This window comes from Chryseobacterium sp. S90 (assembly GCF_047444895.1).
In the GTDB taxonomy this organism is placed as follows: domain Bacteria; phylum Bacteroidota; class Bacteroidia; order Flavobacteriales; family Weeksellaceae; genus Chryseobacterium.
Map to the genome: position 1 here is coordinate 53,648 of NZ_JBLGCX010000005.1, position 24,345 is coordinate 77,992.

The following is a 24,345-nucleotide window of genomic DNA, read 5'->3' on the forward strand; positions in this document are numbered from 1 at the left end:
CTTTTTTATTTAAATATATAATTCATTAACGCTTTTTAAAACTACAGAAAACAAAATTCTGAACAGTTTCAAAAGGGGTGATATGATCTTCAGTAATGCATTTTATTTTTTCAAAGCTTTCTTTAAATTTTTCTGATAATGATTCTTCATCATACTGCTGAATATCCAATCCGCTGCATTTCGTAGGTCCGTTTTTAGAAAAAGTCCCAAGGATTATAAAGTTATTAACATTCTTTTCTGCAATATCAATATATTTTAAAACCTGTTCCGGAGTTGTCAGGAAGTGAAAAGCAGCTCTGTCATGCCAGATGTCATAAGTTTCAGTGGGTTGAAAAGCGGTAATATCGGTTGCGATCCATTTTACTTTACCTGCTAAATTTCCGAGTCTTTTTTGTGCTTTTTCCAAAGCGTTGGCAGAAATATCAAGAACTGTAATATTCTCATAGCCTTCTTCAAGAAGAAAATCAACAAGGTTACTGTCGCCGCCGCCAATATCGATAATCTTGGCCTCTTTTCCCAATTCAGAAGATTTGATAAAGTCAAGGGAGGTCTGTGGTTTTTTCTGGGTCCAGCTTACCTGATCAGGATTTTTGGTTTCGTATACGTTTTCCCAATGGTTTTTGTTGTCGGAAGAACTCATGAATCTTTTAATTGATTGTTTATCTCTTCAAATTTATTAATTAATTCATCAAGTTTCCCCTGTTGTTTCTTTATTGTTTTAGGTCTTAAATAAAACCAATTGAAAGCAATCCATGCTAATGTTACTGAGTACGTTAGAATACCTGAACCAATAGTCATTCTGGACGTGTACTCATACATGTAAAAACATATTCCCAGAAAAAGCATAATAAAATATAAGTTGAGAACAGTGGTCTGCATCAATTTCTGTTTACTCTTTACCACATATAAACTCTGCAGATACTCATTGTTCGATTGGGTCTGATCAATTTTGTAAAAAACCATAAACATTTTATTATAAGCAAAAAGGAACATAACCATGGCCAGAATCACAAGCACAATCCCGATTTTTGTAGTAATCATCTCAGGCTGGAAACGATACCAGATATAAATGATTAATAATGAGGTGGTGATTAATCCAATATTGGCCAGAATCAGCTTACGCAGATTTTGATTTCGGAATTTTTTCAACTTACCAATAAGCTCTTCCAGATTGGGTTTGTTGGAAGTCTGCTGCTTCCACATATTTTTGAAATCGATATTAGAATCCATTTTCTCTAAACTTTTGTGTTAATTTTTCTTTTATCCTGTGAATTTTTACCCGTATGTTGGATTCTGAAAGTCCTACGATATGGGCTATTTCAGCCTGTTTTACCTCTTCCAGCTCCAATGAAATAATAATTCTGTCTGTTTCCGGCAGCTCCGAAATAAACTGATACAGCATTTGTATCTGAGGTTCCATAGATTCCTGCTTTTTTTCTTCCAGATTAGCAGGCAGATCTGTTTTTGTAAATTTCTTTTCCTTTTCAATCTGCCGGAGACAGTTATTAGAAGCAATTCTGAAGATCCATGTTCCTACGCTGGATTCATTTCTGAATTTCGGAAGCTGCTGCCATACAATGATAAATGTTTCCTGGGCAAGATCCTGGGCGAGGTCAGTATCATTCACATATCCCATACACAGACGGAATATCCTTTGCCAGTAGAGTTCATATATTTCTTCAAAAGCCATTATTTCGATGATAAAAAGTGAGTAAGCTGATTAAAGTACCAATCTTTATCATCATACATAATGAAATGCAATCCTTTTGAAGCATACTGCATATTGGCATTTTTTAAATTTTTGTACTGACCTTCAATAGTTGGTTTCAGGTTCGCAAAAAACGATTCCAAGAGAATAAGGGAAGGACATTGTATGTTTTTTATTTTATCTCTCAGATCGGTATTGGAAAAATCACAGTACATTTTAGCGAATGTTTTTCGGTCAGATTTCATGCTCCAGCCGATTACCGTTTCCTGCATAGAAGTATCTGCCAGAAGACGCGGCATCATCTGTGTCTGCATTTTGCGGAACTGGTCTTCACTCATAGCTGTTAATTGAGTAATGATAGAGGAGCAGTCATTATTTTCTTTAGAGGTAAAATTAGGATCAGATATCGCGGCAAGACAAGGAAGCGTGTCTACAATAACGATTTTCCCTACCAACTCAGGATAATCTGCAGCAATGGCCAGGGCAAGACCGCCTCCCATGCTGTGTCCGATGATAATAGGTTTGTCAATTTTATTATTCTTTATATAAGCGGCAATTCCTTTTTCCCAATCTTTAAAGCTGGCGTCCGCCTGTGGTTTTGTTCCGGCAAATCCTGCCATCGTTAAAGTATAACAAGTGAAGTTTTTTTCAAATTTTGAAGTCGTTTCATTCCATACATCTCCTGAAGAGGCAAATCCCGGAATAAATAATAAAGACTGATTTCCTTTTCCGGTTTTCTTTACTTCAAACGGATAGGCTGCTTCCTGACCGAAGATATTGCATACCGCTAAGAAAAATAACATGATGATAAGAAGGAACGTGAATTTTTTCATGATTTCTAAAGTTTTAAGGTTTATTTGCCTTTTAGAGACGAACTTCAAAAAAATGTTACACTAGATTTTAATTTTTTTTGAAAAAAAATATTCCTCCTTACTCCGAAACCCTTACCATTAGGGGGAAATTACATGAAAATATTTTAGCAAAATATTCTTAAATGATAAACTTTAGTGAATTTTTGAGTATAATATTGAAAAGATTAGTCTAATATTTTTCCATAAAACCTGCTGATGTCAAAATAAAATCCTGGAATTTTATATTTGTCTTTTTCAAATTCCTGATAATCGCATTTTCCATTATGGCTTTGTGCCTTGGTTTCCATTTGGAATCTGTTCAGAAGTACATATTCATCAGTCACAGAAATAACGTGAAATCCTGTCTCGCATTTCAACCCGTCGCCAGAAGTAAGAATAGCGTTTAATAGCCCATGGAAATTTCCTGCAATCTTTTCAGCAGTAGCATCATCATTATTTAAGTGATATAAATAAGCAAGATAGTTCATGGCACGCAGATCGAGCGGGTTTTCATCCAGTGCATCCAGAAACAGCTGGATTCCCTTGGAAAGATCTTTTTGTGAAATACCTTCCCCTCGATAATATTTGGCCACTTCTTCGGCTTTCTTACCTGTTTTATAGGGTTGATAGTCTTTTTGAAAGGTGTAGCCGAAGTAAAGATGACGGTATTGACTGCTTGTAAGAAGCGTATCATTCTGTTTTAATCTTTTTAAAAGCTTCGGATAATACAATTCCGAGTTTTTATCTTCAATATTTTTTTGAATTAAAGAATAATCAGGCGCCTTAAATTCCATTTTTTGTGCATGCAGGAAAGTAAGCAGTGTTAAAAAGAATAAAGAGAAAAATGCTTTAATATTCATAGTTTATATAACGTTGTTGTAGTTTTTTGATGACTTAAAAATACGGAATATGTATCAATAAGATAAAAGTTTACGCACTGTTTGCAAAAAAAACAATAAAATGTTATCAAAGTGTTATTTTGTGTCGATAAATTTACTAACTTTATTCGGAATTTAAGAGGTTACCCCTGACATTGAAAGGGGTCAATGGAATTTTTAACTAAAAAACTAAAAATATTAATGAGCAGTAGTATCCAAGATGAGTTTAAAGTCTTCAAAGACGAATTGAGAAAGTTGAATATCGAAGTACAGAAAGTTGTAAAAGTAGGAAACGGTAGTATGGATTTCCACGAGGTTTTCTACAAATCACCGAGGTATGAAGAGGTAAAAAGTATATACGTCCAGCGTCATAATCTGGATAGTATGATTGAAAAATTTAAACAGGCCTATCATTAAAAAATAGAACATGCGCCGCAGATCCTCTGCGGCGCTCAGTTTTTTATAAAGCTGTATAATATTAGTCTTTATCGAGGGTAGAAGTTTCTTTTGTGTCCTTCATTCCGGCATAAACAATCAGGGAAAATAAAATACATCCGGTAATATACCAGTAGAAATAGCTTTCTGCTCCTGCCTGCTTAAACCACAGGGCAATATATTCTGCAGTTCCTCCGAAAATAGCTACTGTCAGTGCATACGGGAGTCCTACACCCAGCGCCCTGATCTCTGAAGGGAAGAGTTCTGCTTTTACAACGGCATTGATGGAGGTATATCCACTGACGATGATGAGAGATGCCATAATCAGGAAAAAAGCAGTCCACATTGAAGTGGTTGTACTTAAAGCGGTAAGAAGGGGTACGGTGAATAGTGTTCCCAAAATTCCAAAGCCCAAAAGAAGCGGTCTTCTTCCAATTTTGTCTGATAATGCCCCGAAAACAGGCTGCAGACAGGCAAATATAAATAACGAAATAAATGAAATAAGGGTAGATTGTTCTTTAGTCAGATGAACGGTGTTCACCAGGAATTTTTGCATGTAAGTGGTATATGTGTAAAACGCAAGAGTTCCTCCTAATGTAAGGCCAATTACTGTAAGCAAAGCTTTAGGATGTTTGAGAAGTTCCGTTACCGTTCCTTTTTTCTTTTCACTAAGTTCTTTTTTATTCTCAAATGCTTCGGTTTCGTGAAGATTGGTTCTTAAATATAAAGCAATAACAGAAAGTAATGCTCCAATAACAAAAGGAATTCTCCAGCCCCATTCTTCAAGCTGAGTCTCTGTTAAAAGCAGTTTCTGTAAGATCAATTGTATTCCCAGTGCAATCAGTTGACCTCCGATCAGAGTGACATACTGAAAGCTCGAATAAAATCCTCTTTTGTCTTCCGATGCCATTTCGCTGAGGTAAGTCGCGGAAACACCGTATTCGCCTCCTACACTCAATCCCTGTAATAATCTGGCGAGCAGTAATAAGGCGGGAGCCAGGATTCCAATGGTTTTATAAGTAGGAGTAAGGGCAATCAGCAGAGATCCGAATGACATGAGTAATACAGAAAGTGTCATTGCCTTTTTTCTGCCGATCTTATCCGCAATACTTCCGAATATCCAGCCTCCAATGGGACGCATCAGAAAGCCTACCGCAAATATTCCCGCTGTATTCATCAGCTGTGCATTCAGGTCAGAATCCGGAAAAAATGAATGTGAAAAATAAATGGCAAAGGCAGCGTAGGCATACCAATCATACCATTCTACAAGATTTCCTATTGATCCGCCTATGATGGCTTTGATTCTTTGACCAGTAGTGATTGTGGATGAATTCATAAAGTATTATTTCAGACAAGTTTTTGACATCCAAGATACAAATTTCAGAAAAAAATAAATCGCTCTGAAAAAGAACGATTTACAGGTATAAGCTGTGTGCTTTTTAAAATCTGTATCCAATAGAAAGCCCGCTTCTGAATCCTGCCCACGGACCATCCACTTTTATTTTGGCTCCATTGGCATTGGTTTCTACAGTATATTTCACAAATGGAATGTCAAGGTTTTCAATTTCTTTTTTAAGCTGAGCCTGCATATCAGGAGTCAATATATAATCTGAAGTCATCATAAAATCACCTTTTCCGCTTCCATAGTGTGCACCCGCAATCCAGAAATCGAGGACAAAATTCTGACTTCGGGTAAGGAAAAATTGTACGCCGACCATCAGGCCTCCGCTGTTTCCATTGGTGTCTCCCAGTCCTTTAAGCGGAATTTGATAGGTAACTCCATTGGGGCCATTATAATCATAATAAAAATCAAAAGTATTGGAAGTAACACTTGAATGCCGATAGTAAGGCGCAAAATAAAATCCTTTTCCATAGCCTTTACCAATATAAAACCTTGGTTCTATGGTAAAATTGGTGGCTTTTACCCTAAGATTCTGAAATCTTTTTTCATCTTCATCTTTCAGAAATGCATTGATGAATGGTACTTTTCCTTCCGGCATTGTTCCGAACCCGATATTTACTGAAAACCATTGGTTGATGGCCCGCTCATAAGAAAGATTAATATTTCTGAAAGCATAAGCTGTGACATTAGTCTTGATGATATTCATCTTTTCTGCCGAACTGTTTTGAATTTCCTGAGCTTCCGATACTGAAAAAAGAAAGCACGGAAGTAATATGAATACTTTTTTCATGACTTTATATTTTGTGATGCTAAATAATACCAGCAAAAAACGGGCTGTATTTAACATAATAATAAGATTTAAAGTGAAATTATTGATAAATCTTTAATATTAACGATCATCAATGTAATATACATCAGGGATTGATTGTCCTAATAGTATAATTCGTCTTTTGACATGAAAAAAACTATTTATACCATATTCTTTCTTTGCGGAGCGTTTGCTTTTGCTCAGGAAAAGAAAAATGATACAGCCGATGTTGCAGCAACAAAAGAGATTCAGGAAGTTATTTTAAAATCACAACGTAAAAAACAGTTTGCGGATAAAGCAGTTTATACTTTTGATAAAGAAGCGTTGGAAAGGGCACGTTATGCAAAAGACCTCCTTCGTACGCTTCCAGAGTTACAACTGGATCCGGTAGCCAATACAATTACCAGTACTAAGGGCGGAACTACGCTCTTTTTGATCAATGGGATTGAAGCTACAGATATGCAGATCCGTAGTGTAGCTCCAAGTGAAGTGGTAAAGGTAGAGTATTATGATATTCCGCCTGCAAGATGGGCAACAAGAGCTGATACTGTAGTTAATATCCTGACAAGATCTACAGAAACAGGATATGTTTTCGGGGCTGATGTGTCTACGGCCTTAAATACCGGATTTGTGAATGGTTCTGCTTATGCTAATTATACTAAAGGAAAAAATAATTTCGGACTTGAATATTCCCTGAATGTAAGGGATTATGATGACCGAAGAGTAAACAGCATCTATGATTATCAGCTGAACGGAAAGCGGTATCGTTCTGATGAAAACAGGAAAGATCATTTCGGGTATACTTTTCAGAATGTTGCTTTGCGTTATACAAGACTTGTTCCTGACGATTATGCTTTTCAGGCCAAACTGAATATGGATATTTTCAGCAGGCTTTCAAAAGGAGTTGGGCAGAGTGTCTTTAGTGAAGATAATCTGAAGGAAGAACATGCAATGTTTAAAAATAACGGTTCGGATTATGTGATTCCTAAGCTGGATCTTTATTATTCCAAAAAGATTGGCGAAAAAGATGAGTTGAGTATTAATGTTGTAGGATCTCATTACACCACCAATACATCAGAAACTGCCAGTGAATGGATTGTAGGCTCAGGACTTTCGGTATATGATAATGATATGGTTCTGAAAGCAAAGCAAACGAGTCTGGTAGGGGAGCTTGCCCATACTCATGATTTTAAAGCTGGAAAACTTTCATCCGGATATCGTATTTCAAGGTCTTCTATTTCCAATGATCTGAATAACCTTGCCGGATATTCTCAATATAGTGTTACTTATCTGGAACAGTATTTTTATACCGAGTTTGCGGGAAAGGTAAATCAATTCAGTTACCGCCTCGGAGCTGGTCTTACGAATATCCACAACAAAAGTGCAGAGAATACTTTTGATGAATGGACTTTCACCCCGAAGGTTATTTTAGCTTATCAACTTAAAAATAATCAGAATCTTCGATTTACAGCAAGCTATAATCCGGTAAGTCCATGGAGTAATGCTTTGAGTAGTAATGTGGTGCAGTTGGCGCCAAATATTGTCCAGAGAGGAAACCCTTTTTTAAAATCTCAACAGGTTTTTTCTAACAACCTGACGTATTCTTTTAATAATAAATATTTTGATTTCAATGCAGGTTTATTTTATCGGTATACCAATAGGGTGATCAATCAGTATTATGTGCAGGATGACGTATTGGGAGGCTATGCGCTGACTTATGAAAACGGAAAAAATGGACAACGGTACGGAGTGCAGCTTACAGGGTCTTATAAACCCTTCGGGAATAGCCTACTTGTAATAAAAGCTGTGATTACGCCTACTTCTGAAACGGTAAGAACCAGTACAGGGGCTTTGATTAAGAATGATTATCTGGGAAATTACTTTTCACTTTCCTCAGAATATAAATCTTTCTCACTCCAGTATCAGTTCAATATTCCGGTGTATACCCTTAATGGAGCTTTCCTCAATACAAATGAAAATCAGAATAATATTTTTATAAGCTATAAACATAAGAACTGGACGTTTTCCACAGGAATGTACTGGATAGGAATGCCTTCGGAATATAAAACGAAAAGTTTACCTGAAAGCTTAGTAGACTATAAAGTTCATACCCAGATTATGAACAATAAATCCATGTTTGTATTAGGATTGAGCTATGATTTCTCCAAAGGGAAAAAGACCGAAATTCACCGAAAACTTAATAATGAAACAGCTCCTGCAGCTACTTTTTAAAGGCAAATTTGAATGTTAATAAGAAATCCCCGCTCATTTGTAGGAGCGGGGATTTTGTTTTTATTATTTCTTGATGAATTTCGTGTTCTTTGTATCTGCAGCATTTTTCCCGCTGATCTGAATGAAATAAGATGCAGGAGGAAGATCTGAGATCTGTATGTTTCCTGATTTTACATCTGAAGTTTTAACCAGTTTTCCATCCAGACTATAGATGTTGGCTTTGGAATAATTATCCGTATTTCCTTTGAAACCGATAAAATCCTGTGCAGGATTAGGATAAACCACTAAGTTTTCTTTTTTTACTGCATTGTTTACGGCCAGGAATGTTTCACTTAATGCAAATGTAGTTTTTACATTCTGGTTGATGCTCAACAATGGAATGCTGATATTTCCGTTTGTAGAATTTAGCAGGGCATATCTGTGAGAAGCATCGTAATAAGAATATGCTGTATTGGTTATTGTTCCGATAGGGTTAGAATAAGTAACATCCAGAGATGAATACAGATTAAAACTCTGTGTGAATTTTACTCTCAGAACATTACTGTAGGTCTGATTACCTATAATTAAAGTTCCATATGCATCAGAAATGGCAGTCATTGTACCACTGAATAACCCGCTGGCAGAAGATGAGGAAAAAGTACCTTTGGCGGTATCAGTCTGTGTTGGTCCGTACGTTGTTGGATAATTAATATGAGTACCGTTATCCACACTAAAGTTTAAAGTTGCCTGTGTATTTACAATTCCTGTAATTTCCAGTTTGGAAGCTGAAGCTTTGTAATAAACGGTTGTTGCTCCGTCTACCATTTTAAGAGTAGAACCCGGGAAAGTTGCTATTTCAGTAGAAGAAGGAGTTGAATAGGTTGTTTGTGACGCGGCTCCCATTGTAAGTCCTCCATTTGAAAATGTTGCGTTAGGTCCTGTTGCGGAGTTGTTTACGGTACCGGTTGCGTTATTGTAATTGATAGCATTTCCGGAAATAGGATCATTGGCTGCTTTTGTAAGCGTGATCTGCGCAGACATCATGGCAGATGCTCCTAATAAAAGGAGTAAAGATTTTTTCATAGTCAGAATTTTTTGTTAAAAATAATTAAAAAATAGTATTCAAATGTTAATTTTATTGTTTTATTATTAAATTTTCAATAAAAACGCCTGCTGATCATATCAGCAGGCGACTCTGTGCGTTAAAAATTTTTAAGTCTAGTTGCTTTTCACCATTTTACGGTAAGCATAAATATCTTCAATCGTCACGACACTCATCCCTTTTTTGATGGCAAAGTCTACAATTTCAGGAAGTCTAGCCATGGAACCGTCTTCATTTGTGAGTTCACAAAGTACGGCATCGTCGCCCAGGTTAGCCATTTTTACAAGGTCTACACTACCTTCGGTATGACCGCGTCTTTCAAAGACGCCATCTTTTCTGGCAATTAGGGGGAAAACATGACCCGGACTTGCAATGTGCTCTGCCTGAGCATTGGATGCTACAGCGGTTTTGATCGTTGTCACACGGTCTTTTGCTGAAACTCCTGATTCCACACCTTCTCTGGCCTCAATGGAAATGGTAAATGCAGTTTGATTTTTTGAATTGTTGTTTTCCACCATCGGACGAAGGTTGAGGTGGCGGCTTTTTTCCTCAGAAATACATAAGCACACAATACCGCTGCACTCGCGGATCAGAAGTGCCATGTCCTGTTCTGTAATAGTGGAGGCGGGAAAGATGATATCACCCTCGTTTTCGCGGTTTTCATCATCTACCAATAGAATACCTCTTCCCTGTTGTAAAGTTGAAAGTGCTTTTTCTACACGTTCTTTGGAGTTTGCTCCGAATTGTTCTAATAATTTTTCCATGTTATTTTACTTTTAAAAGTTAAAATAGTCTTCGGTACATGGAAATGAAATACAACGCAACAAGAGTCCATAAGGAATCTTATTGGTCATCTCATTTTCTTCTCCCATCCAGACTTTAACTGTCGGTTCCGGAATTTCACCAGATCAGTCCCTTCAAAAGAAAGGAGTCGCGGACTGTAACCGCCGGTAGGGAATTTCACCCTGCCCCGAAGAAAACTTATACTAAGTTTTGCTGTATGTTGTAATTTAAATTTTTATTTCATTGAATAGTATTTAACGCACAGACCGCTAATTTCGGGAAGTTTTTTGAAATGGAGAAGAGATTTGTAAGATTTATAATACCATACAAGATGTATTTATTTTTTAGACTGTTCTCAAGATTTTCTCCATCTTCTTTCCCTTCGCCAGCTCATCAATGAGTTTATCCATATAGCGGATATTTCGCATGAGTTTATCCTCAATTTCTTCTACGCGATATCCACAAATTACCCCTTTAATCAATGAAGTATTAGGATTCATTTGAGGAGCCTGATCAAAAAAAGTAATAAAATCGTTTCTTTTATCAATCTGTTCCTGTAAGCCCTTTTCATCATAACCTGTCAGCCAGCAGATGATTTCATGAACCTCTGATTTTGTACGTCCCTTTTTTTCTGCTTTTTGAATATAATGTGGATACACACTGGCAAAAGCCGTTGTGAAAATTTTGGTATTCTGCATGACTTTATTTTTATTAATTAATATTTAGATGGAGGTTTTTATTACCATTTCCAGATCTGAGGCTCATCTTTCCAGATCAGCAGTCTGAACTCTTCATAATGTTTCCCATTGCCGATGGTGTGGGTATCTCTGTGTCCTTTTTCTAGTTTTAATTTGTGTAAAATACCTGAGTGTGCTGCTACCCAAAGGGTTTCTTCATCATCAGAAAATGCTATTCCTGTAATGGTAGAACCGAGAAAGTATCTCCAAAGCTGATTTCCATTCTTATCAAAAGCTTTGATATAGCCGTAAGCGTCTCCCAGAATATAATAATCTTTTATGGCAACTCCTTCGTATACTCTCATTTCTTCATCAATGAAAGTAAAGTCTTCACTTTCTGTATATGCTTCAATATCAGCTCCTACATATTGATCGGAATTGATTCCGATGGTAATTCCGTTGTAAAAGTGGCAGGAATTTGTAATCAGCTGGCTGTCATCTTTTGCAAAAAGACAAAAATGTGGATAAGATGATTGAGGTCCTATAGATCCTAAAGTATTACCCTCATGATCCAGTATTCTGTGATCATAGCACTGATCTCCTACTACGATATAAGAATTGTCGTTGGAAAGTGCTGCATTTTCCATATCAATCTGAGAGCTCCAGTCTTCTTCATTGTCTTCATTGATGGGATGGATGAGCTTTTTTTCAGTATTTGAAACCAGGAAAATTCCGTCTGAGGAAACAATCACAACTTTGCTTCCATCATTGAAAGGGTATAAATCCGTAATCCCAAAATCTGGATTTTCATCCAGTTCAAATTCATTGATGAGGTCTCCATTCCAGCCTTTGTATAAAGATATTTTATGAGAATATGCAATGGCGAAAATGTTTTCCCGTTTGGATTTCCCGATGGCTCGAATATTTTCATCAAGTGGCGTGACGGTATCTTTATCAAGGAGATAAGCCTGTCTTTTTTCATATGATGTGCCCGTCAGGAAAACAATTCTTTCCTCAGAAATAAAGTGCATATGCTCAATATTCTGAGCTTTATTTTCCATTAAAGGAATGATAGGTGCATGAGCAGGCGGGAAATGTTCTCTGAAATTTTCTGTATCTCCGTTTTTATTGGCGGCTTTAAGCAGTTCAAAAACTTCGCGGGCTATATTGGCTCTTTTATCTTCAGGTTCTTCACCTTTCCAGTTTTCCCAGCCGTTTTTTTCACCAAACTCAACCATTTCATTGATGTCTTTTGCATAGCGTTCTCCTTCTGAGAACCATTCTTTTTGGATTGTAGTGTTGTACATTGAATTTTTATGTTAAAATTTTATTGAAAAATGAGGTTATATTCCTTACCAACTAACTTACAAAAAATCTAATAATCAGGTTTGATAAAACAATTCTGGTTATTGGAGAAATTCGTTTTGTGGATAGCTTCTGGTACTAAAATAATGCCTGCGAACAATAAGATCAAAAAATGTGGATAAGTTATCCACAGAACTTATCCACATGATTTTTTATTTCTGAAATTTTTAAAAAAATTAATATTAATTTAAATCATTTATTTTCAAAATGTTAGGTTGTTTGTTTTCCTGGATAAAAAACTTATCCATACTTTATCCACAGCTGTAATTAGGATGTTGAAAAGTTATCCACAAATATTTAAAAGTGTGGATAACCGATTTTATTCACGTAACTATTTTAAAATCAATTATTTTTGAAATAGTTCTTTACTCTTTTGAAGTTTCATGTCAGACTTATCCACAAAATGGATGGTATTATTGCTTATCCTTATAAATATTCCAGAAGTTGAAATCCGTCATAGGAGCATCCGTTATTCCGATATTTCGTCCCATCGTTACGATTTGCCCTCTGTGATAAGTCCCGTGGAGAATGGCATGCTGAATGTATTCATATTTTGAAAAATCACACTGAAACCATTGAGATTCTATTTTTACATTTTTTGTAAGGTCATCTTCAGAGAGACTCTCCACATAATCTACCAGCTTTTGTGAATTGTTTTTAATTGCATTGAAAACATCTTCTTTGTCTGTGGTTTCTGTAGTTTTAGTAAAATCAAAATCATTTTTTTCAGAAATGTGGCTCCACCAGTATTCCTGGGTCTGCCAGATATGGTGTAAGGTTTTTAGGATAGTCGGAAAACTTGAAATTGTTTCCTGATTCAGTTGTTCGTCAGACTTTGTGGATAACCAGTCAATATATTTGTTGACTACCCAATTGTTGTACTGTACGCTTTTGTTGACTAATGCTTTTAAGCTCATAATATTAGTATTTAGTTGGTGTAATAAGAAAATTATAATCCGAAATGCCGGTCTTTATCTATATTTTCGGGATTAATGAGTGCTTTGTTGCTGTATGTTGCGGCTTCAAAATCGTTGATATTTACAGAAAGAAATGAAACATCAGTGAGTAATTCAGAAAGTCTGGTGCTGATCTGCCTGGAAAGATGTGCTTTTTGTTCAGTAGTACGGCCTTCCATAATATATCCGAAGACATGCAGAAAATTTTTTTTGCCTGTTCCTAATCTGTAATACTGATAAGGCTGAAGCCTCACTTTGATATCATTGGGAGCAAACAGACCTGTTGCGTCAGCTGTTTCATAAACGGCATCCATTAATTCTTCGGGCGTTCTCAACTGAAGAATATCCTGTGAACAATCTATAATAAAATGAGGCATAGATTATATTTTGCGGTTTGATTTTGTGTGAGATAAAAATAATAAAAAATATCAATGGATATTTAAAATAAAAACCGCCCTATTTTTAGAGCGGTTGAAAAATATGTATTTTTTACTATGTAAATGCCGATTTTTATTGAACTGTTTTTTTGATGCTGAACTGTGGTTTTACAGTATTGGTCATATCGAGAACAATATCATAAGCACCTTCTTCATTGATTGGAAAATCATAGGCATCAAAGGCGATGCTTTTATTGTCATTATTCAACCCGAGGCTGTATCCCCAGTCGCTATTAAATCTGAATTTTAAATTGCCTTTATTCAGTTTATAGTTTTTAAGAAAATAAATATTAGGGGTTTCAGGATTTGTCTGCAGTGGAATATCTTTTCCATCCCAGCCGTTAGGAGTAGCATTTCCGATAATTCCCCATGTAGGATTATTGGTATTTCTCTTTGCTGTTTTCACTGTTCCATCCCAAAAATGAATGACAACACTATCTATTTTCCCGTTTTGATCAGGTTTAAAAGTACAGGAAAACTTTTCATCCAGTTGAAATGATGTTTTGCTTAATGGCAGCAAGGCATTTCTAGGATAACTGCCTTCTTTAAAAATTAGTTTCCCATCAGCACTGTTTATATAAAAGTTTGAATTTTCAGTGGAATAAACCCCTTCCAGTTTTTTTAAATCCTCTGTACTTACTTTTGCAATTGTTGGAATAGTATAAGGTTTATTGTACAGAATTTTTTCTACCAGAGGAAAAATAAAATCTGTGTGTGAAAGCTCTGAATTTGAAATGACAATCACACAAATATCGTCCTCCAGAATTCTGTAATACCTGCTTCTGTAGCCAGGCCCACCGCCATCATGGCCTATCCTTTTTTTGTCAAAAACAGTCGAAATCTGAAAACCTAATCCATAATGATCTTTAAGATAAGGAGTAAAAGCTTTATCTATAGTTTCTTTTTTCAGGATGGTATAATTCTTTAGTGCTTCATTGAACTTAAAAAGATCTTCAACGGTAGAATACATGGCTCCTGCACCAAAAGGATGATCGGTTTTGAAACGTAATGCTTCGTTTGACCTATTATCGGATAAAAACTCATACCCCAACGCTTTATTTTCATCTGTAACGTTATTGAAGTTGAATCCACTGTGATTCATTTTCAATGGCTTTAGTATATTATTTTCTATCACTGTATCATAATTCAGACCTGTCACTTTTTTAATGATATAGCCGAGAATATAATATCCTGAATTGGAGTAATCCCAATCTTTACCAGGTGAAAAATTCAATGGTTTTGCGGAAATATACTTTAAAAATGTTTCTTCATCTATAGTATACTCAGAGTTTGTGTCATTGGGAATTCCTGATGTATGCGAAAGCAGATTGGCTATAGTGATGCTGTCTCCTTTCGGAAAGTCAGGATAATATTTTGAAAGTTTGTCATTCAAAGATAATTTTCCCTGCTCTTCTAACTGAAAAAGAACGGTTGCAGTGAACATTTTTGTGGTAGAGAAAACACGATAAAGGCTGTTATTGGTGTTTTTAAGTTTTTTAGGGGCATTTCTATAACCGTAACTTTTTTCAAAAATAACTTTTCCTCTTTCGGCAATGAGAACAGAACCGCTGAACAAACCGGCTTTTTCATATGTGGAGAATAATTGTTCCAGTTTTTCTGATTTCTGAGAAAAAAGTGGACTGGCTGCAAGCAATATTATAATGCAGGTTAAAATAGACTTCATTGATTTTTTTAAATAAGACACTTTTAAGTGTGATAATATTACATGGCCAATGAACTATTTTGGTTATCTGTATTTAATACCAAATTCTTTTTAATTCACCTGCAATTTCATCTGCTTTATCTTTTGTGAGCCAGTCTACAATTCTTGTTTCGGTTTCTTTTTGTATGAGAATAACGGAATAGGTTGAACCACTTATTGAAAAATGGTAGCGGACTCCCAATTGATGTCTTTCTATTTTAAAATCTTTTGTTTCAAAATGGTCTGTTTCTTTTTTCAGATAGGTTTTGGGACTTGTGAATAATTTGTTTTTATATTCTATGGTCAAAGTTTCGGGATCAATGGTAAGAACTGTTTTTCCAAAATTATTCCACAACCAGATATAGAGAAAGAAAATAAAAAGGCAGATTATAATTGCAGTTATAGAAGATAAACTGGTGAGTGCAAAAAAATCATCATACTGCAGGAGCCCAAGAATGATGATGATAAATCCCATCAAAGACAAGAAAATTAAGCCAATACTTGTGATAAAGGCAATTAGCCAATTGGTTTTGTTTTTTATTTCAATAATCGTTGGTATGTCTGATTGATTACTGTGGAGGTTTTCTTTCATACAACTTTGTTTTTTCAAGACCGAAATTATTTATCTCCATAAGTGAATCTTCTTCCCAGTCCGGAAGATAGTTGTAAAGTTGATCGGTAAGCTTTACGATTCCAGATGTTACACTATAATCGAATTCATAGCTTTTTCTATCGGTAATAATTTCCAGCCCGGATTGTTTTCTTTCACTGAATGGAGAGGGAATACGGAAAGAATATATTGAAATAATTTCATCCCATTGTATAAACTCTGTTATATTTTTTTGTTTAAAGTAAAACCCGTCGTCTGTATATTGAAAGATTCCGTCATCATTATGCAGCTTGTCCATTTCTTTTTCAACTGAATCATAATCCTCTTTTTCAACAGGAGAATAAAGTTTTGCTACCGAAAATATGATCACAACAAAACACAGAAAAATAACAGCAAATGTAATTTTTTTATCGTCAAAAATAGGATAGTTATAAAGGGTCAGGATTAAGACAAGACAAGTGGCCGCAATTATTTTTTTCATGGTTGCAGATGGGGTAGTTTTATTTTTTGCTCTTTAGCTGAAAAACATTTCCTTCAGGATCGGTTCCGTCACAGAGCCAGAAAGGGTAGTTTTCAAAAGTTTTGATCTCTCTCATCTGAATATTTTTTGAGACCAGTTCATTTCTTGCAGATTCTATGTCAATGTCAATTTCAAAAACGAGTTTGGTATTGTTGTCGAAGAGATATCCCGCTTCAATGTTTTCAAGATATTGATCTCCGATTTTATGGAGTCCGATATGAACACCTCCGGCATCAAGCAAAACCCAGATTGGATCTTCCTCAATCACTTTCAGATTAAAATGTTCCACATAAAAGTTCCTTAGCAGCTGCACATTTTGTACATAGAGAATAATAGTTCCAAGCTGAGCATTCATGTCTTGACTGTTTTAAGGCTAAGCCTCGTAAATAAGTTGCACTACTCCTGATCTGAAAACATTGGTTTTGACTAGTTTTAGATTTAATCTTTCCTTTAAATCTTCAAAAAGAGGTTTCCCTTTTCCTAAAGCAATCGGATGAACAGATATTCTGTAGGTATCAATAAGATTGTGCTGAATGAATGTTTTGATAAGGCTCGCTCCTCCATATAGCCAGATATCTTTTCCGTCCTGATTTTTTATTTCTGAAACTTTTTCCACAATGTCAGAACTGATAAAAACGGCATTTTCATCTTCTCTGTTTTGACTGGAAAACACAAATTTATTTTTTGAATGAACGGCTTTCCAGAGTTTTTGTTCTTCTGGACCTGCATTTTCTTCCGGCTGATAATTTCCCCATGCATCATAGCTTACTCTTCCGTAGAAAATAGTGTCTATACCTGCCAGAAATCCATCAAAATCCATATCATCATCCATGATACACCAATCTGTTTCTCCATTGGGGCCTTCAATAAATCCATCTAAAGTAGTGGCCAGGTCTAATATTACTTTTTTCATTTTTATTTATTAGTGATTTTCAGAACAAATATATTGCTTTCTATTCTTCACAGAATGATAACAAATTCTGTAGTGTCAAATTTAAGGTTTACTTTGAGAAGTTCCATCAAATCTTTTCCGCCAATAATTACAGCTGAAGTTTCATCTAATGGATTTGAATAAGGTCCGGCATTACTATCATAGTCGTCCAGTTTCAATTGGTTCCAATCTTTAGGAGCCTGAAAGCTAAAGCTGCGAAAATCCATTGATTTTGTTTTTTGTGAATTTTTGGAACAACCAAGCAATATAAGAGAAGCGAAAAAGCGGAACGGTATATTTTTCATGGTTAGTCATTTCTAATCTATATATTAACTGTTTTATTTTCAATAAATTGTACTGTTAATATATAAAAAGGTACAGTTTTTACAAGACTATTTTATTATTTTTTTTTAGTGATTTTTTTAATTTCAGTAAGAAAGTTATCAAGAAATAAAATAATATTCCAAGTAAAACTGCAACCGGAATAAACCAATTTCCAAGCACTTCATATTGTTGAATATCCCGGTCCATTACGAAGCCACCATATTGAAATATTTCTCCTTTTTTATAATATAAACCAATGTTTTCAGGATAAAAAAGCTTTCCAAAAATGAGAAAGACAAATGAGAAAAGAAATAAATAGAGAAGGAAGAACATGATATAGATGATTCCGGAGGAAAAATTTAGAATCAAAGCCTGAAAAATATGAATAGGGTTAAAAGTTTTTGTTGCCTGCTCCAGTTTTTTTTCTGCAATCAGTGGTTTTAGAATCTCACTTGGAATCCCAATTTTATCAAGCGTATTAATAAGACTTTTTACTTCATCGTTTTCATCGTTTGTTTTCGATATACTTTCATAAATATGGCTATTTAATTCCATCAGAATATCATTCTGGTCTTCTTTGTTAAGCTTTTTAGTTACTGACTGTATTTGTTTTACATAATTCTCATAAATTTTTTGAGCATCAGTATTTTTAAATTGTATTTTTTTGAATTCCATTTTATATTAATTTGTTCATTATGTTTTGTAAATCAATCCATTGTGTTTTCATTTCTTCAAGAGTTTTTTTTCCGATTTCGGTAAGAAAGTAGTATTTTCTTGGAATACCGGTTTCCTGCTCAACCCATTTCGACTCTAACAGAGTATCTGTTTTTAATCTATTCATCAAAGGATAAAGAGTTCCTTCAGCAATTTCAATATTGGTTAATGTCTTTACTTTTTCAATAAGTTCATAACCATACAGTTCATTTTCTTTTAGTACAAGCAGAACAATAAATGACAGTGTTCCCTTTTTAACTTGTGATTGCCATTTTTCAAGAAATTCTTTATTCATATCGCAAAATTCATATCCCAAATATAAAACAAAATACATAGTATAACAATGTATTTTTTTGTAAAAATATAAATAATTTATAATTGATTGATAATTAGTTGATTATGTTTAAATATTGCTGCGGGTCATTAGGCTGTGGGAAAATAAAAACCGTTCTGAAAAACAGAACGGTATGGAAATTTATCTGAACATTTGTTATTTACAGATCAAACAGTCATCACCTCTTTCAATTGTATTGCACCAGGTAGCTTTTCTGACAATATATGACATGGGATTAACTTCATTTCTGACCTTTTCTAACTGTGATTCTGCTTCAGTTTTTGAAAAATATCCCATCAGAACCGTCCTGTATGAACCACCTTTTTTTATAATAGTTGAATTGTGATTGATCTTAATAGCTTTGTCAAGGTTGATATTGGCCCCGCCTATATCATTGTTACCTGCTGCGATAATAAACCATTCTGCATTGTTGCTTGATAAAGGGGTTTCAAATAATTCTACTTTTCTTTTGTTTTCATCAATTTGTTTTATTTGTTTGGGAGTTAAGTTACCTTTGAGAGTGTCCTGTTTTAAATTACTACTTGCTTCTACATAGTCATCATATTCCTTTTTAATGGTGTCATAATAATTGGTCCAGGATTTTTTCATTTCACCGCTTGGAGCTACTATTGAAAGATATTTGGCAAGCTGAAGCCTTACCAGTGGACGGTCTTCGTTTTTAACATCATTTACGTACTTATCAAAATATTCAAGTTCTTTAATATCCTGGTCCCTCTCTTTAAAGAGATCGGTTACAATTAAAGTGACAGTACTGATTGCAAGAGTTATAATCACCCATTTAAAGTAAACTAAAAAGTTTTCAAGCTTATCAGGGTCTAGAGTTCCTTTTTTTATCAGATAATACACTATAAAAATAGAGAGCAAACCTATCACAATAAAGAAAAGGTACAGATAGAATGAAACGGTTCCGGTATTTGATAACATAGTACAAGTTTTTATGGTTAGTCAATTTTTCTATAAATGTTTTGCTTCAAACATTCACTAATCAAAATTACCAAGCATAAGTGTACCTGTCAATAACCCTTTTGTGGTAGATTATATAAAAAACCATTCTGGTTTTTAGAATGGTTTTTGATGAACTTGTTTTCAGTTCTTTATTTTTTTGATAACTGTTGATTCTCCATTTAAATTAAAGGCTCCCCATTCAAATCAGTAGTAAGTACTTCACTCATATAATCGAAAAAGGGACGCATTGCCAATAAGGTGAGAAGTGCTTCTTTCTGAAAGTTATCTGACAATGCTTCCTTATCAGTAAATTTCCGCATCACCAGGAATTGTTTCTTCCTGATTAAATCTATAGCCGGATGATTTTTATCAAAACCTCGCGGAGCTGTTTTTACAGAATCTCCTTTTAGTTCACCAAAATATTTAGTGAAGGTTTTATCTGAAGTAATCTTTTCGATTTCTGTACTGCTGATTTCAAATTCTTTACGGATACGGAGTAGATCTTTGGCTTCAGGACCCCAGAATCCGCCTCCCACAAAACTGTTGCCGGGTTCCAGCTGAATATAATATCCACCTCTCAACATTGGTTTTGAACGGGAATATCCAGCTCCGAAATTGGTTTTGTACGGCGTTTGATCTTTTGAAAAACGAACGTCTTTATAAATTCTGAAAATATGGATTCCTTTCAGATTATCATACTCCTGAAGTTCATTATAAATCTGATTAAAAAAAACTTTGTTTTCTTTTGTAATGGCTTCGTATTCAGATTTGTGTTTGGCAAACCATTCCCGATTGTTATTTTCTTTTAAATGAGTGAGAAATTCAAATGCTTTTTTCATATTCAGATCAGGATTTTTCTTCGTTGATATATTCTTTATAGTCTTCTTCTAATTTGTCAATCTCTTTAATTAAGAAGTCATATATATTTCCGTCAAATACATCGTAATCTTCATCGTCATATTTGTCGTACTCAATTTTTATGATTCCGTTATCGGTATAAGCCCTGTACAGATTTCCACTGCGTTTGAAAAATAACTGTCCCAAAGGTTTTTCCCGATATTCAAGAGCTTCATCGTGCTTTTCCTCAAAACCCATCCATGAAGGCATCTCTGCATCCTGAGAAAGACCATATACAAAAAAGCCATATCCGAATTTCCACGCAGGAAGAACGTCAAACTCCTGTGGTCGTGCCCATATCTCTTCTTTAACCTCAAAAATCAAGGAACCAAATGTGGTCAGAAAGTCTTTAATATCTTCACTGAATATAAAACCTGTGCTTTCCTCATACTGTGTAATCTGTTCTTCGGTTGCCGGATTTGCCACAGAGCCCATTACGAAAAAGTCATCATTTAGCTTCTTTTTTCTATCCCAGAATTCTTCTTTTGTTGCCATATTTTGTTTGGTTTTTATGCCGTCATCATTGATCAGACCGTTATTGAAACAAATATAGCGGAAAGTTGAAGGGATAAAAAATGGAGGAAGGAAAATGATGTGGTTTGGGAAATGGAATTTTTGTCATTAGTATCTTCTTTGTGATGCTTTCCTATTTTTGATTAGCTGTTTTTATTAAGTGACTTATTCTTGTGCCCATTGCAGTTCAATGTATTTTGTACAATCGTTTTTCATTTCATCATATCCATCGAGTAAAATTGCCGAACCTCCATTTTTCACGACTTCTTTTACAATTTTGTAATTTTCTTGGGCTCCATCGGGTCCTAGTCCAACTAAGTCAAAAATAATATTATTTGTATTTGAAAGGGTAGTATACAATGATAAGAGATTTCTCGGGCTGCCTGTAAGTGTATTGATTTTTATTTTTTTATTGATCCATTCCGTCTCATAAATTTTTTCGGAATAAGGATTAGCAGGATTTGCATTCTTCCTTAAATATTCTCCCACGGTCATAGGATAAAAAATATCTCTAAACTTTGATTCTCTGAAATGTTCAACAAAAGTCATTTTTTTGTGGATGATAATATTTTCATGGGGTACCTTACCACAAAATAGATCTTTAAGAAACATTTCCGTTTCATGAAAGCGTGGTCCGTTGAAAAGATTTATAATAATAATTTCCCCTTCATTGAGTGTAAATGGGGGAACGTAAAATTGATCTGTTTTGATTCCTTTGTTTTCGATTTGCTTTAAATACATTCAATATTTCCTTTTCAAAATAGCTTTAATAGCATCAGAAATTTAAAATAAATTACCGTTGTAACTTTTGTCCAGTAAAGTAATGATGAAAATCTATTCTCTGATTCTTAGTTTTAGTCTCTCAAAAACCTTTTTTGTGAAGTAAAGTTCTATCGCAAATAGTGAGTAAAAAAATAGTACAGAAAATATAACCAATCCAAGATCCCCTTGAAAATCAGTATCAATAATTTTTTTAATGATAGTCAATAAAAATATTAGCGTAAGAATTGAGAACCAGATATATCCAAAAAAGCTTAATCTCAATCTGGGATTCTGAAGATTATTCTTTTTAAAAACAATGATTAGTATGGGAAGGATTGTTAAGAAAGGTGTTTTTATTCTTGTCACTTCAATTCTGTTTTTAAACTCCCTGCCATAGAATAATTTTCCATCACTCGCCAATGAAGCAGTATTGGCTAAATCTAATATCATAGAACTTCTCTTTGAGTTTTGTCTGACTGCCTCCTCAATTTTAGTACTGCTAAAATTTAAATTCATTTTAATCATTGTGGGTTTTTAATATATGGTTGTAAGCTATTTTTTTAATACACTTATTATTATCTGAAAATTTTAATCTGCTGCAGAACCCCTTTCTCATTTTTAAAACTAAAAATGTAGTTCCCAGGTCGTACTCTGGATAGATCTATCGTTTTATTATAATAGGCAAAACCTTTACTGATCTGCTTTCCATCTGTGGAGTAAACTGTGTATTCAAACTGATTGCTGTTGTTTTTATTGCTGATGATAAAACCATCTTTGGATGCATTGGTATAGACTTTTGTTTCCAATACTCGGTTCTCATTGGTTGTATTTGCGAGTACGTTTTCGCTGATATCTGCTACCTGTATGCTTTTAATAGCTGATTTGATTACAGACGTTGTACTTCCACCGATGATATATAGCTTATCATTGTATACTTCCGCGGTAGCATGTCTTCTGGGAATCATATTGGATGATAACTGATGGAACTTATTGGTTGCAGTATCGAAATAGGCCAGGAAAGTCTGATTATTATACCCTCCTGCAATAAAAATCTTATTACCGGATACCGCTAATGAATGTCCGGATATACCGGCGGGCATCGTAAACTGATCGGTCCAGCGATCAGTGTTGAGGTCGTAAACATTGATCAGTCGGGATGAAGTACCGTTGAAACCACCAATGACATACAGCTTATCATTCACAATTTTGCCCCTTGTTTCTCTGGCTGTAGGCATATCGGGTAACGGATGCCATGTATCTGAAGCAATATCATAATATTGGAACCTATTAGAAAATTTAGTGGTTGCAGCACCGTTTAGTCCGCTGCCACCAAACACATATATTTTGCCGTTATGGATGGCAGAACCTGCATTTCCTGTGTAGGAACGATTAACTGCTCCCTTCGTTATTTTATTGGTTTCAAGATCTAAAATTTCAAGATGGCTGTTTCCCCAACCGTTAAAAATGTAAATTTTATTATTGTAAGTCTCCGAGTTAGCAAATTTTTTGGAAAGCAGAGAAGAATTGAAAACACTCCATTTGTTGTCAGTAATATTATATTTTTCAATATAGTTTGCATTACCGCTGCTTTCCTGATACCCATTACTTACATATATATTATCATCCACGATTACACTAGTTATGGCGCCTCTGCCTGCAGACATATTGGCGAGATTTTTAAAATTAAGCGTTTGTGCCTGGGTGAGTAATGAGGCCAGAAATGAAAGGAATAATAATTTTGTTTTCAATGGTAATAAGATTTAGTGTTTGTTTTTAATGGTTCTTTGTTCTAACTTTAGGATTCAATCCTATCAATACTTTTATTAAATCATAAAAATATACTTCTTTATTTATGGATTCAGATATTTTAATTTTGCTTTTTAATTCTTCATAATTTGAATAGTCAAAACTTGAAATTCTTTCAATAATTTTGTTTTCCTTCACAAGAAACAATGCGTTATATTTCCTATGCTTTGCAAGTTCCTGCTTTTCAAAGAAATATTCTAGATCGTTGAAATTGTATTTTTTAGAGTTAAATATTTTTTGAAATGTAATATCTTCTTTAGTGATTATAATCTTCGTATGAATTTTATAAAAGAAAGTCCATATAAAAAATAAAACACCTAATAGAAAAGTTGTTTTTAATATGATCATTATATTAAAGGCACTTATTAGTCCTTTCAAATTAGAGTAAATAATAAGTGAAAAAACCAGAGATAGGATGAAGGTTAAGAAATGAATAATTAAAAATGATTCAAAATTTATTTTTGATTTTACCATGTTATGTTTTTACTCAATTGAATTTTGCTAAGTTAAAATATTAAAGTGAGATCATTTTAAAGGACTAAAATTATTTTACCAGTGTAAAGCCGGAAGACTTTACAAAGCTGAAGTATCCATTTTTTGTGCATTACCATTTATAAAAAATAATAATTGATAAATATTTCATTATTTATGTA

30 protein-coding genes and 1 riboswitch are annotated in these 24,345 nt (G+C 34.5%); of the genes, 2 read left to right on the top strand and 28 right to left on the bottom strand.

Going from position 1 to position 24,345, the window contains the following annotated elements; all coding sequences use genetic code 11:
* Window positions 1–25 precede the first annotated feature (25 nt).
* From ACLMCG_RS14140 to ACLMCG_RS14160, 5 genes are all read right to left on the bottom strand, one after another.
* Window positions 26–640: a class I SAM-dependent methyltransferase gene (locus tag ACLMCG_RS14140; protein WP_413960168.1), complete on the bottom strand. Its 615-nt coding sequence runs from the start codon at window positions 638–640 to the stop codon at window positions 26–28.
* Window positions 637–1,230, bottom strand: a complete 594-nt coding sequence (locus ACLMCG_RS14145) for a hypothetical protein (protein ID WP_413960167.1) — start codon at window positions 1,228–1,230, stop codon at window positions 637–639. The genes ACLMCG_RS14140 and ACLMCG_RS14145 overlap by 4 nt, the downstream gene beginning before the upstream one ends.
* The gene (locus tag ACLMCG_RS14150; protein ID WP_223599747.1) at window positions 1,220–1,690 is read right to left on the bottom strand and encodes an RNA polymerase sigma factor; all 471 of its coding nucleotides are present in this window, start codon (window positions 1,688–1,690) and stop codon (window positions 1,220–1,222) included. The genes ACLMCG_RS14145 and ACLMCG_RS14150 overlap by 11 nt, the downstream gene beginning before the upstream one ends.
* Entirely contained in the window at window positions 1,690–2,541 is an 852-nt protein-coding gene (locus ACLMCG_RS14155) for an alpha/beta fold hydrolase (RefSeq protein WP_413960166.1), read from the bottom strand. The genes ACLMCG_RS14150 and ACLMCG_RS14155 overlap by 1 nt, the downstream gene beginning before the upstream one ends.
* Before the next feature lie 203 nt (window positions 2,542–2,744).
* Window positions 2,745–3,419 (bottom strand): DUF4919 domain-containing protein, encoded by a 675-nt coding sequence (locus ACLMCG_RS14160; RefSeq protein WP_047425610.1) that lies wholly within the window; start codon window positions 3,417–3,419, stop codon window positions 2,745–2,747.
* Window positions 3,420–3,638: 219 nt separating this feature from the next.
* Here ACLMCG_RS14160 and ACLMCG_RS14165 point away from each other — a divergent pair, with 219 nt between their 5' ends.
* Window positions 3,639–3,854 carry a hypothetical protein gene (locus ACLMCG_RS14165; protein ID WP_034696179.1) on the top strand — a complete coding sequence of 72 codons (216 nt, stop codon included), beginning with the start codon at window positions 3,639–3,641 and terminating at the stop codon, window positions 3,852–3,854.
* A 61-nt stretch (window positions 3,855–3,915) separates the two neighbouring features.
* Here ACLMCG_RS14165 and ACLMCG_RS14170 read toward each other — a convergent pair whose 3' ends face one another.
* The gene (locus tag ACLMCG_RS14170) at window positions 3,916–5,208 is read right to left on the bottom strand and encodes an MFS transporter (protein ID WP_413960165.1); all 1,293 of its coding nucleotides are present in this window, start codon (window positions 5,206–5,208) and stop codon (window positions 3,916–3,918) included.
* A gap of 103 nt (window positions 5,209–5,311) precedes the next feature.
* Window positions 5,312–6,064: a DUF3575 domain-containing protein gene (locus ACLMCG_RS14175; RefSeq protein WP_413960164.1), complete on the bottom strand. Its 753-nt coding sequence runs from the start codon at window positions 6,062–6,064 to the stop codon at window positions 5,312–5,314.
* A 165-nt stretch (window positions 6,065–6,229) separates the two neighbouring features.
* Here ACLMCG_RS14175 and ACLMCG_RS14180 point away from each other — a divergent pair, with 165 nt between their 5' ends.
* The gene (locus ACLMCG_RS14180) at window positions 6,230–8,314 is read left to right on the top strand and encodes a TonB-dependent receptor domain-containing protein (protein WP_413960163.1); all 2,085 of its coding nucleotides are present in this window, start codon (window positions 6,230–6,232) and stop codon (window positions 8,312–8,314) included.
* 63 nt (window positions 8,315–8,377) lie between these two features.
* On the opposite strand, the gene ACLMCG_RS14185 is transcribed toward ACLMCG_RS14180, so the two are convergent.
* From ACLMCG_RS14185 to ACLMCG_RS14285, 21 genes are all read right to left on the bottom strand, one after another.
* Window positions 8,378–9,376, bottom strand: coding sequence for a T9SS type A sorting domain-containing protein (locus tag ACLMCG_RS14185; RefSeq protein ID WP_413960162.1), 999 nt, complete (start codon window positions 9,374–9,376; stop codon window positions 8,378–8,380).
* Between the two features lie 135 nt (window positions 9,377–9,511).
* Window positions 9,512–10,159 (bottom strand): 3,4-dihydroxy-2-butanone-4-phosphate synthase, encoded by a 648-nt coding sequence (ribB, locus tag ACLMCG_RS14190; protein WP_413960161.1) that lies wholly within the window; start codon window positions 10,157–10,159, stop codon window positions 9,512–9,514.
* 92 nt (window positions 10,160–10,251) lie between these two features.
* Window positions 10,252–10,377: riboswitch (FMN riboswitch) on the bottom strand.
* A 145-nt stretch (window positions 10,378–10,522) separates the two neighbouring features.
* Complete coding sequence (locus ACLMCG_RS14195) at window positions 10,523–10,876, bottom strand: DUF2200 domain-containing protein (protein ID WP_413960160.1); 354 nt, start codon at window positions 10,874–10,876, stop codon at window positions 10,523–10,525.
* Between the two features lie 41 nt (window positions 10,877–10,917).
* Window positions 10,918–12,162, bottom strand: a complete 1,245-nt coding sequence (locus ACLMCG_RS14200) for a hypothetical protein (protein WP_413960159.1) — start codon at window positions 12,160–12,162, stop codon at window positions 10,918–10,920.
* Window positions 12,163–12,633: 471 nt separating this feature from the next.
* Complete coding sequence (locus ACLMCG_RS14205) at window positions 12,634–13,137, bottom strand: DinB family protein (protein ID WP_223599757.1); 504 nt, start codon at window positions 13,135–13,137, stop codon at window positions 12,634–12,636.
* 32 nt (window positions 13,138–13,169) lie between these two features.
* On the bottom strand, window positions 13,170–13,553 hold the full coding sequence (locus ACLMCG_RS14210; protein WP_413960158.1) for a 5-carboxymethyl-2-hydroxymuconate Delta-isomerase: 384 nt from the start codon (window positions 13,551–13,553) through the stop codon (window positions 13,170–13,172).
* Window positions 13,554–13,686: 133 nt separating this feature from the next.
* A complete protein-coding gene (locus ACLMCG_RS14215) occupies window positions 13,687–15,297 on the bottom strand; it encodes a serine hydrolase (RefSeq protein ID WP_413960157.1) in 1,611 nt (536 codons plus the stop codon).
* Between the two features lie 73 nt (window positions 15,298–15,370).
* A complete protein-coding gene (locus ACLMCG_RS14220) occupies window positions 15,371–15,907 on the bottom strand; it encodes a hypothetical protein (protein ID WP_413960156.1) in 537 nt (178 codons plus the stop codon).
* Window positions 15,885–16,406: a hypothetical protein gene (locus ACLMCG_RS14225; RefSeq protein WP_413960155.1), complete on the bottom strand. Its 522-nt coding sequence runs from the start codon at window positions 16,404–16,406 to the stop codon at window positions 15,885–15,887. Before ACLMCG_RS14225 ends, ACLMCG_RS14220 begins: the two co-directional genes overlap by 23 nt.
* Window positions 16,407–16,425: 19 nt before the next feature.
* A complete protein-coding gene (locus ACLMCG_RS14230; RefSeq protein ID WP_413960154.1) occupies window positions 16,426–16,800 on the bottom strand; it encodes a VOC family protein in 375 nt (124 codons plus the stop codon).
* Between the two features lie 18 nt (window positions 16,801–16,818).
* On the bottom strand, window positions 16,819–17,358 hold the full coding sequence (locus ACLMCG_RS14235) for a dihydrofolate reductase family protein (protein ID WP_223599764.1): 540 nt from the start codon (window positions 17,356–17,358) through the stop codon (window positions 16,819–16,821).
* A gap of 47 nt (window positions 17,359–17,405) precedes the next feature.
* Window positions 17,406–17,603, bottom strand: coding sequence for a hypothetical protein (locus ACLMCG_RS14240; RefSeq protein ID WP_413960153.1), 198 nt, complete (start codon window positions 17,601–17,603; stop codon window positions 17,406–17,408).
* 157 nt (window positions 17,604–17,760) lie between these two features.
* Window positions 17,761–18,375, bottom strand: coding sequence for a hypothetical protein (locus ACLMCG_RS14245; protein ID WP_413960152.1), 615 nt, complete (start codon window positions 18,373–18,375; stop codon window positions 17,761–17,763).
* 1 nt (window position 18,376) lies between these two features.
* Window positions 18,377–18,709 (bottom strand): PadR family transcriptional regulator, encoded by a 333-nt coding sequence (locus tag ACLMCG_RS14250; protein ID WP_309872916.1) that lies wholly within the window; start codon window positions 18,707–18,709, stop codon window positions 18,377–18,379.
* A gap of 195 nt (window positions 18,710–18,904) precedes the next feature.
* Entirely contained in the window at window positions 18,905–19,693 is a 789-nt protein-coding gene (locus tag ACLMCG_RS14255) for a hypothetical protein (protein ID WP_413960151.1), read from the bottom strand.
* A 200-nt stretch (window positions 19,694–19,893) separates the two neighbouring features.
* Complete coding sequence (locus ACLMCG_RS14260; protein WP_413960150.1) at window positions 19,894–20,553, bottom strand: DUF2461 domain-containing protein; 660 nt, start codon at window positions 20,551–20,553, stop codon at window positions 19,894–19,896.
* 7 nt (window positions 20,554–20,560) lie between these two features.
* A complete protein-coding gene (locus tag ACLMCG_RS14265) occupies window positions 20,561–21,106 on the bottom strand; it encodes a hypothetical protein (protein ID WP_413960149.1) in 546 nt (181 codons plus the stop codon).
* Between the two features lie 183 nt (window positions 21,107–21,289).
* Window positions 21,290–21,865, bottom strand: coding sequence for a hypothetical protein (locus ACLMCG_RS14270; RefSeq protein WP_413960148.1), 576 nt, complete (start codon window positions 21,863–21,865; stop codon window positions 21,290–21,292).
* Between the two features lie 93 nt (window positions 21,866–21,958).
* Window positions 21,959–22,336 (bottom strand): hypothetical protein, encoded by a 378-nt coding sequence (locus ACLMCG_RS14275; protein ID WP_413960147.1) that lies wholly within the window; start codon window positions 22,334–22,336, stop codon window positions 21,959–21,961.
* A gap of 125 nt (window positions 22,337–22,461) precedes the next feature.
* Window positions 22,462–23,634 (bottom strand): kelch repeat-containing protein, encoded by a 1,173-nt coding sequence (locus tag ACLMCG_RS14280; RefSeq protein ID WP_413960146.1) that lies wholly within the window; start codon window positions 23,632–23,634, stop codon window positions 22,462–22,464.
* Between the two features lie 25 nt (window positions 23,635–23,659).
* Entirely contained in the window at window positions 23,660–24,166 is a 507-nt protein-coding gene (locus tag ACLMCG_RS14285; protein ID WP_413960145.1) for a hypothetical protein, read from the bottom strand.
* Between the last annotated feature and the right edge of the window lie 179 nt (window positions 24,167–24,345).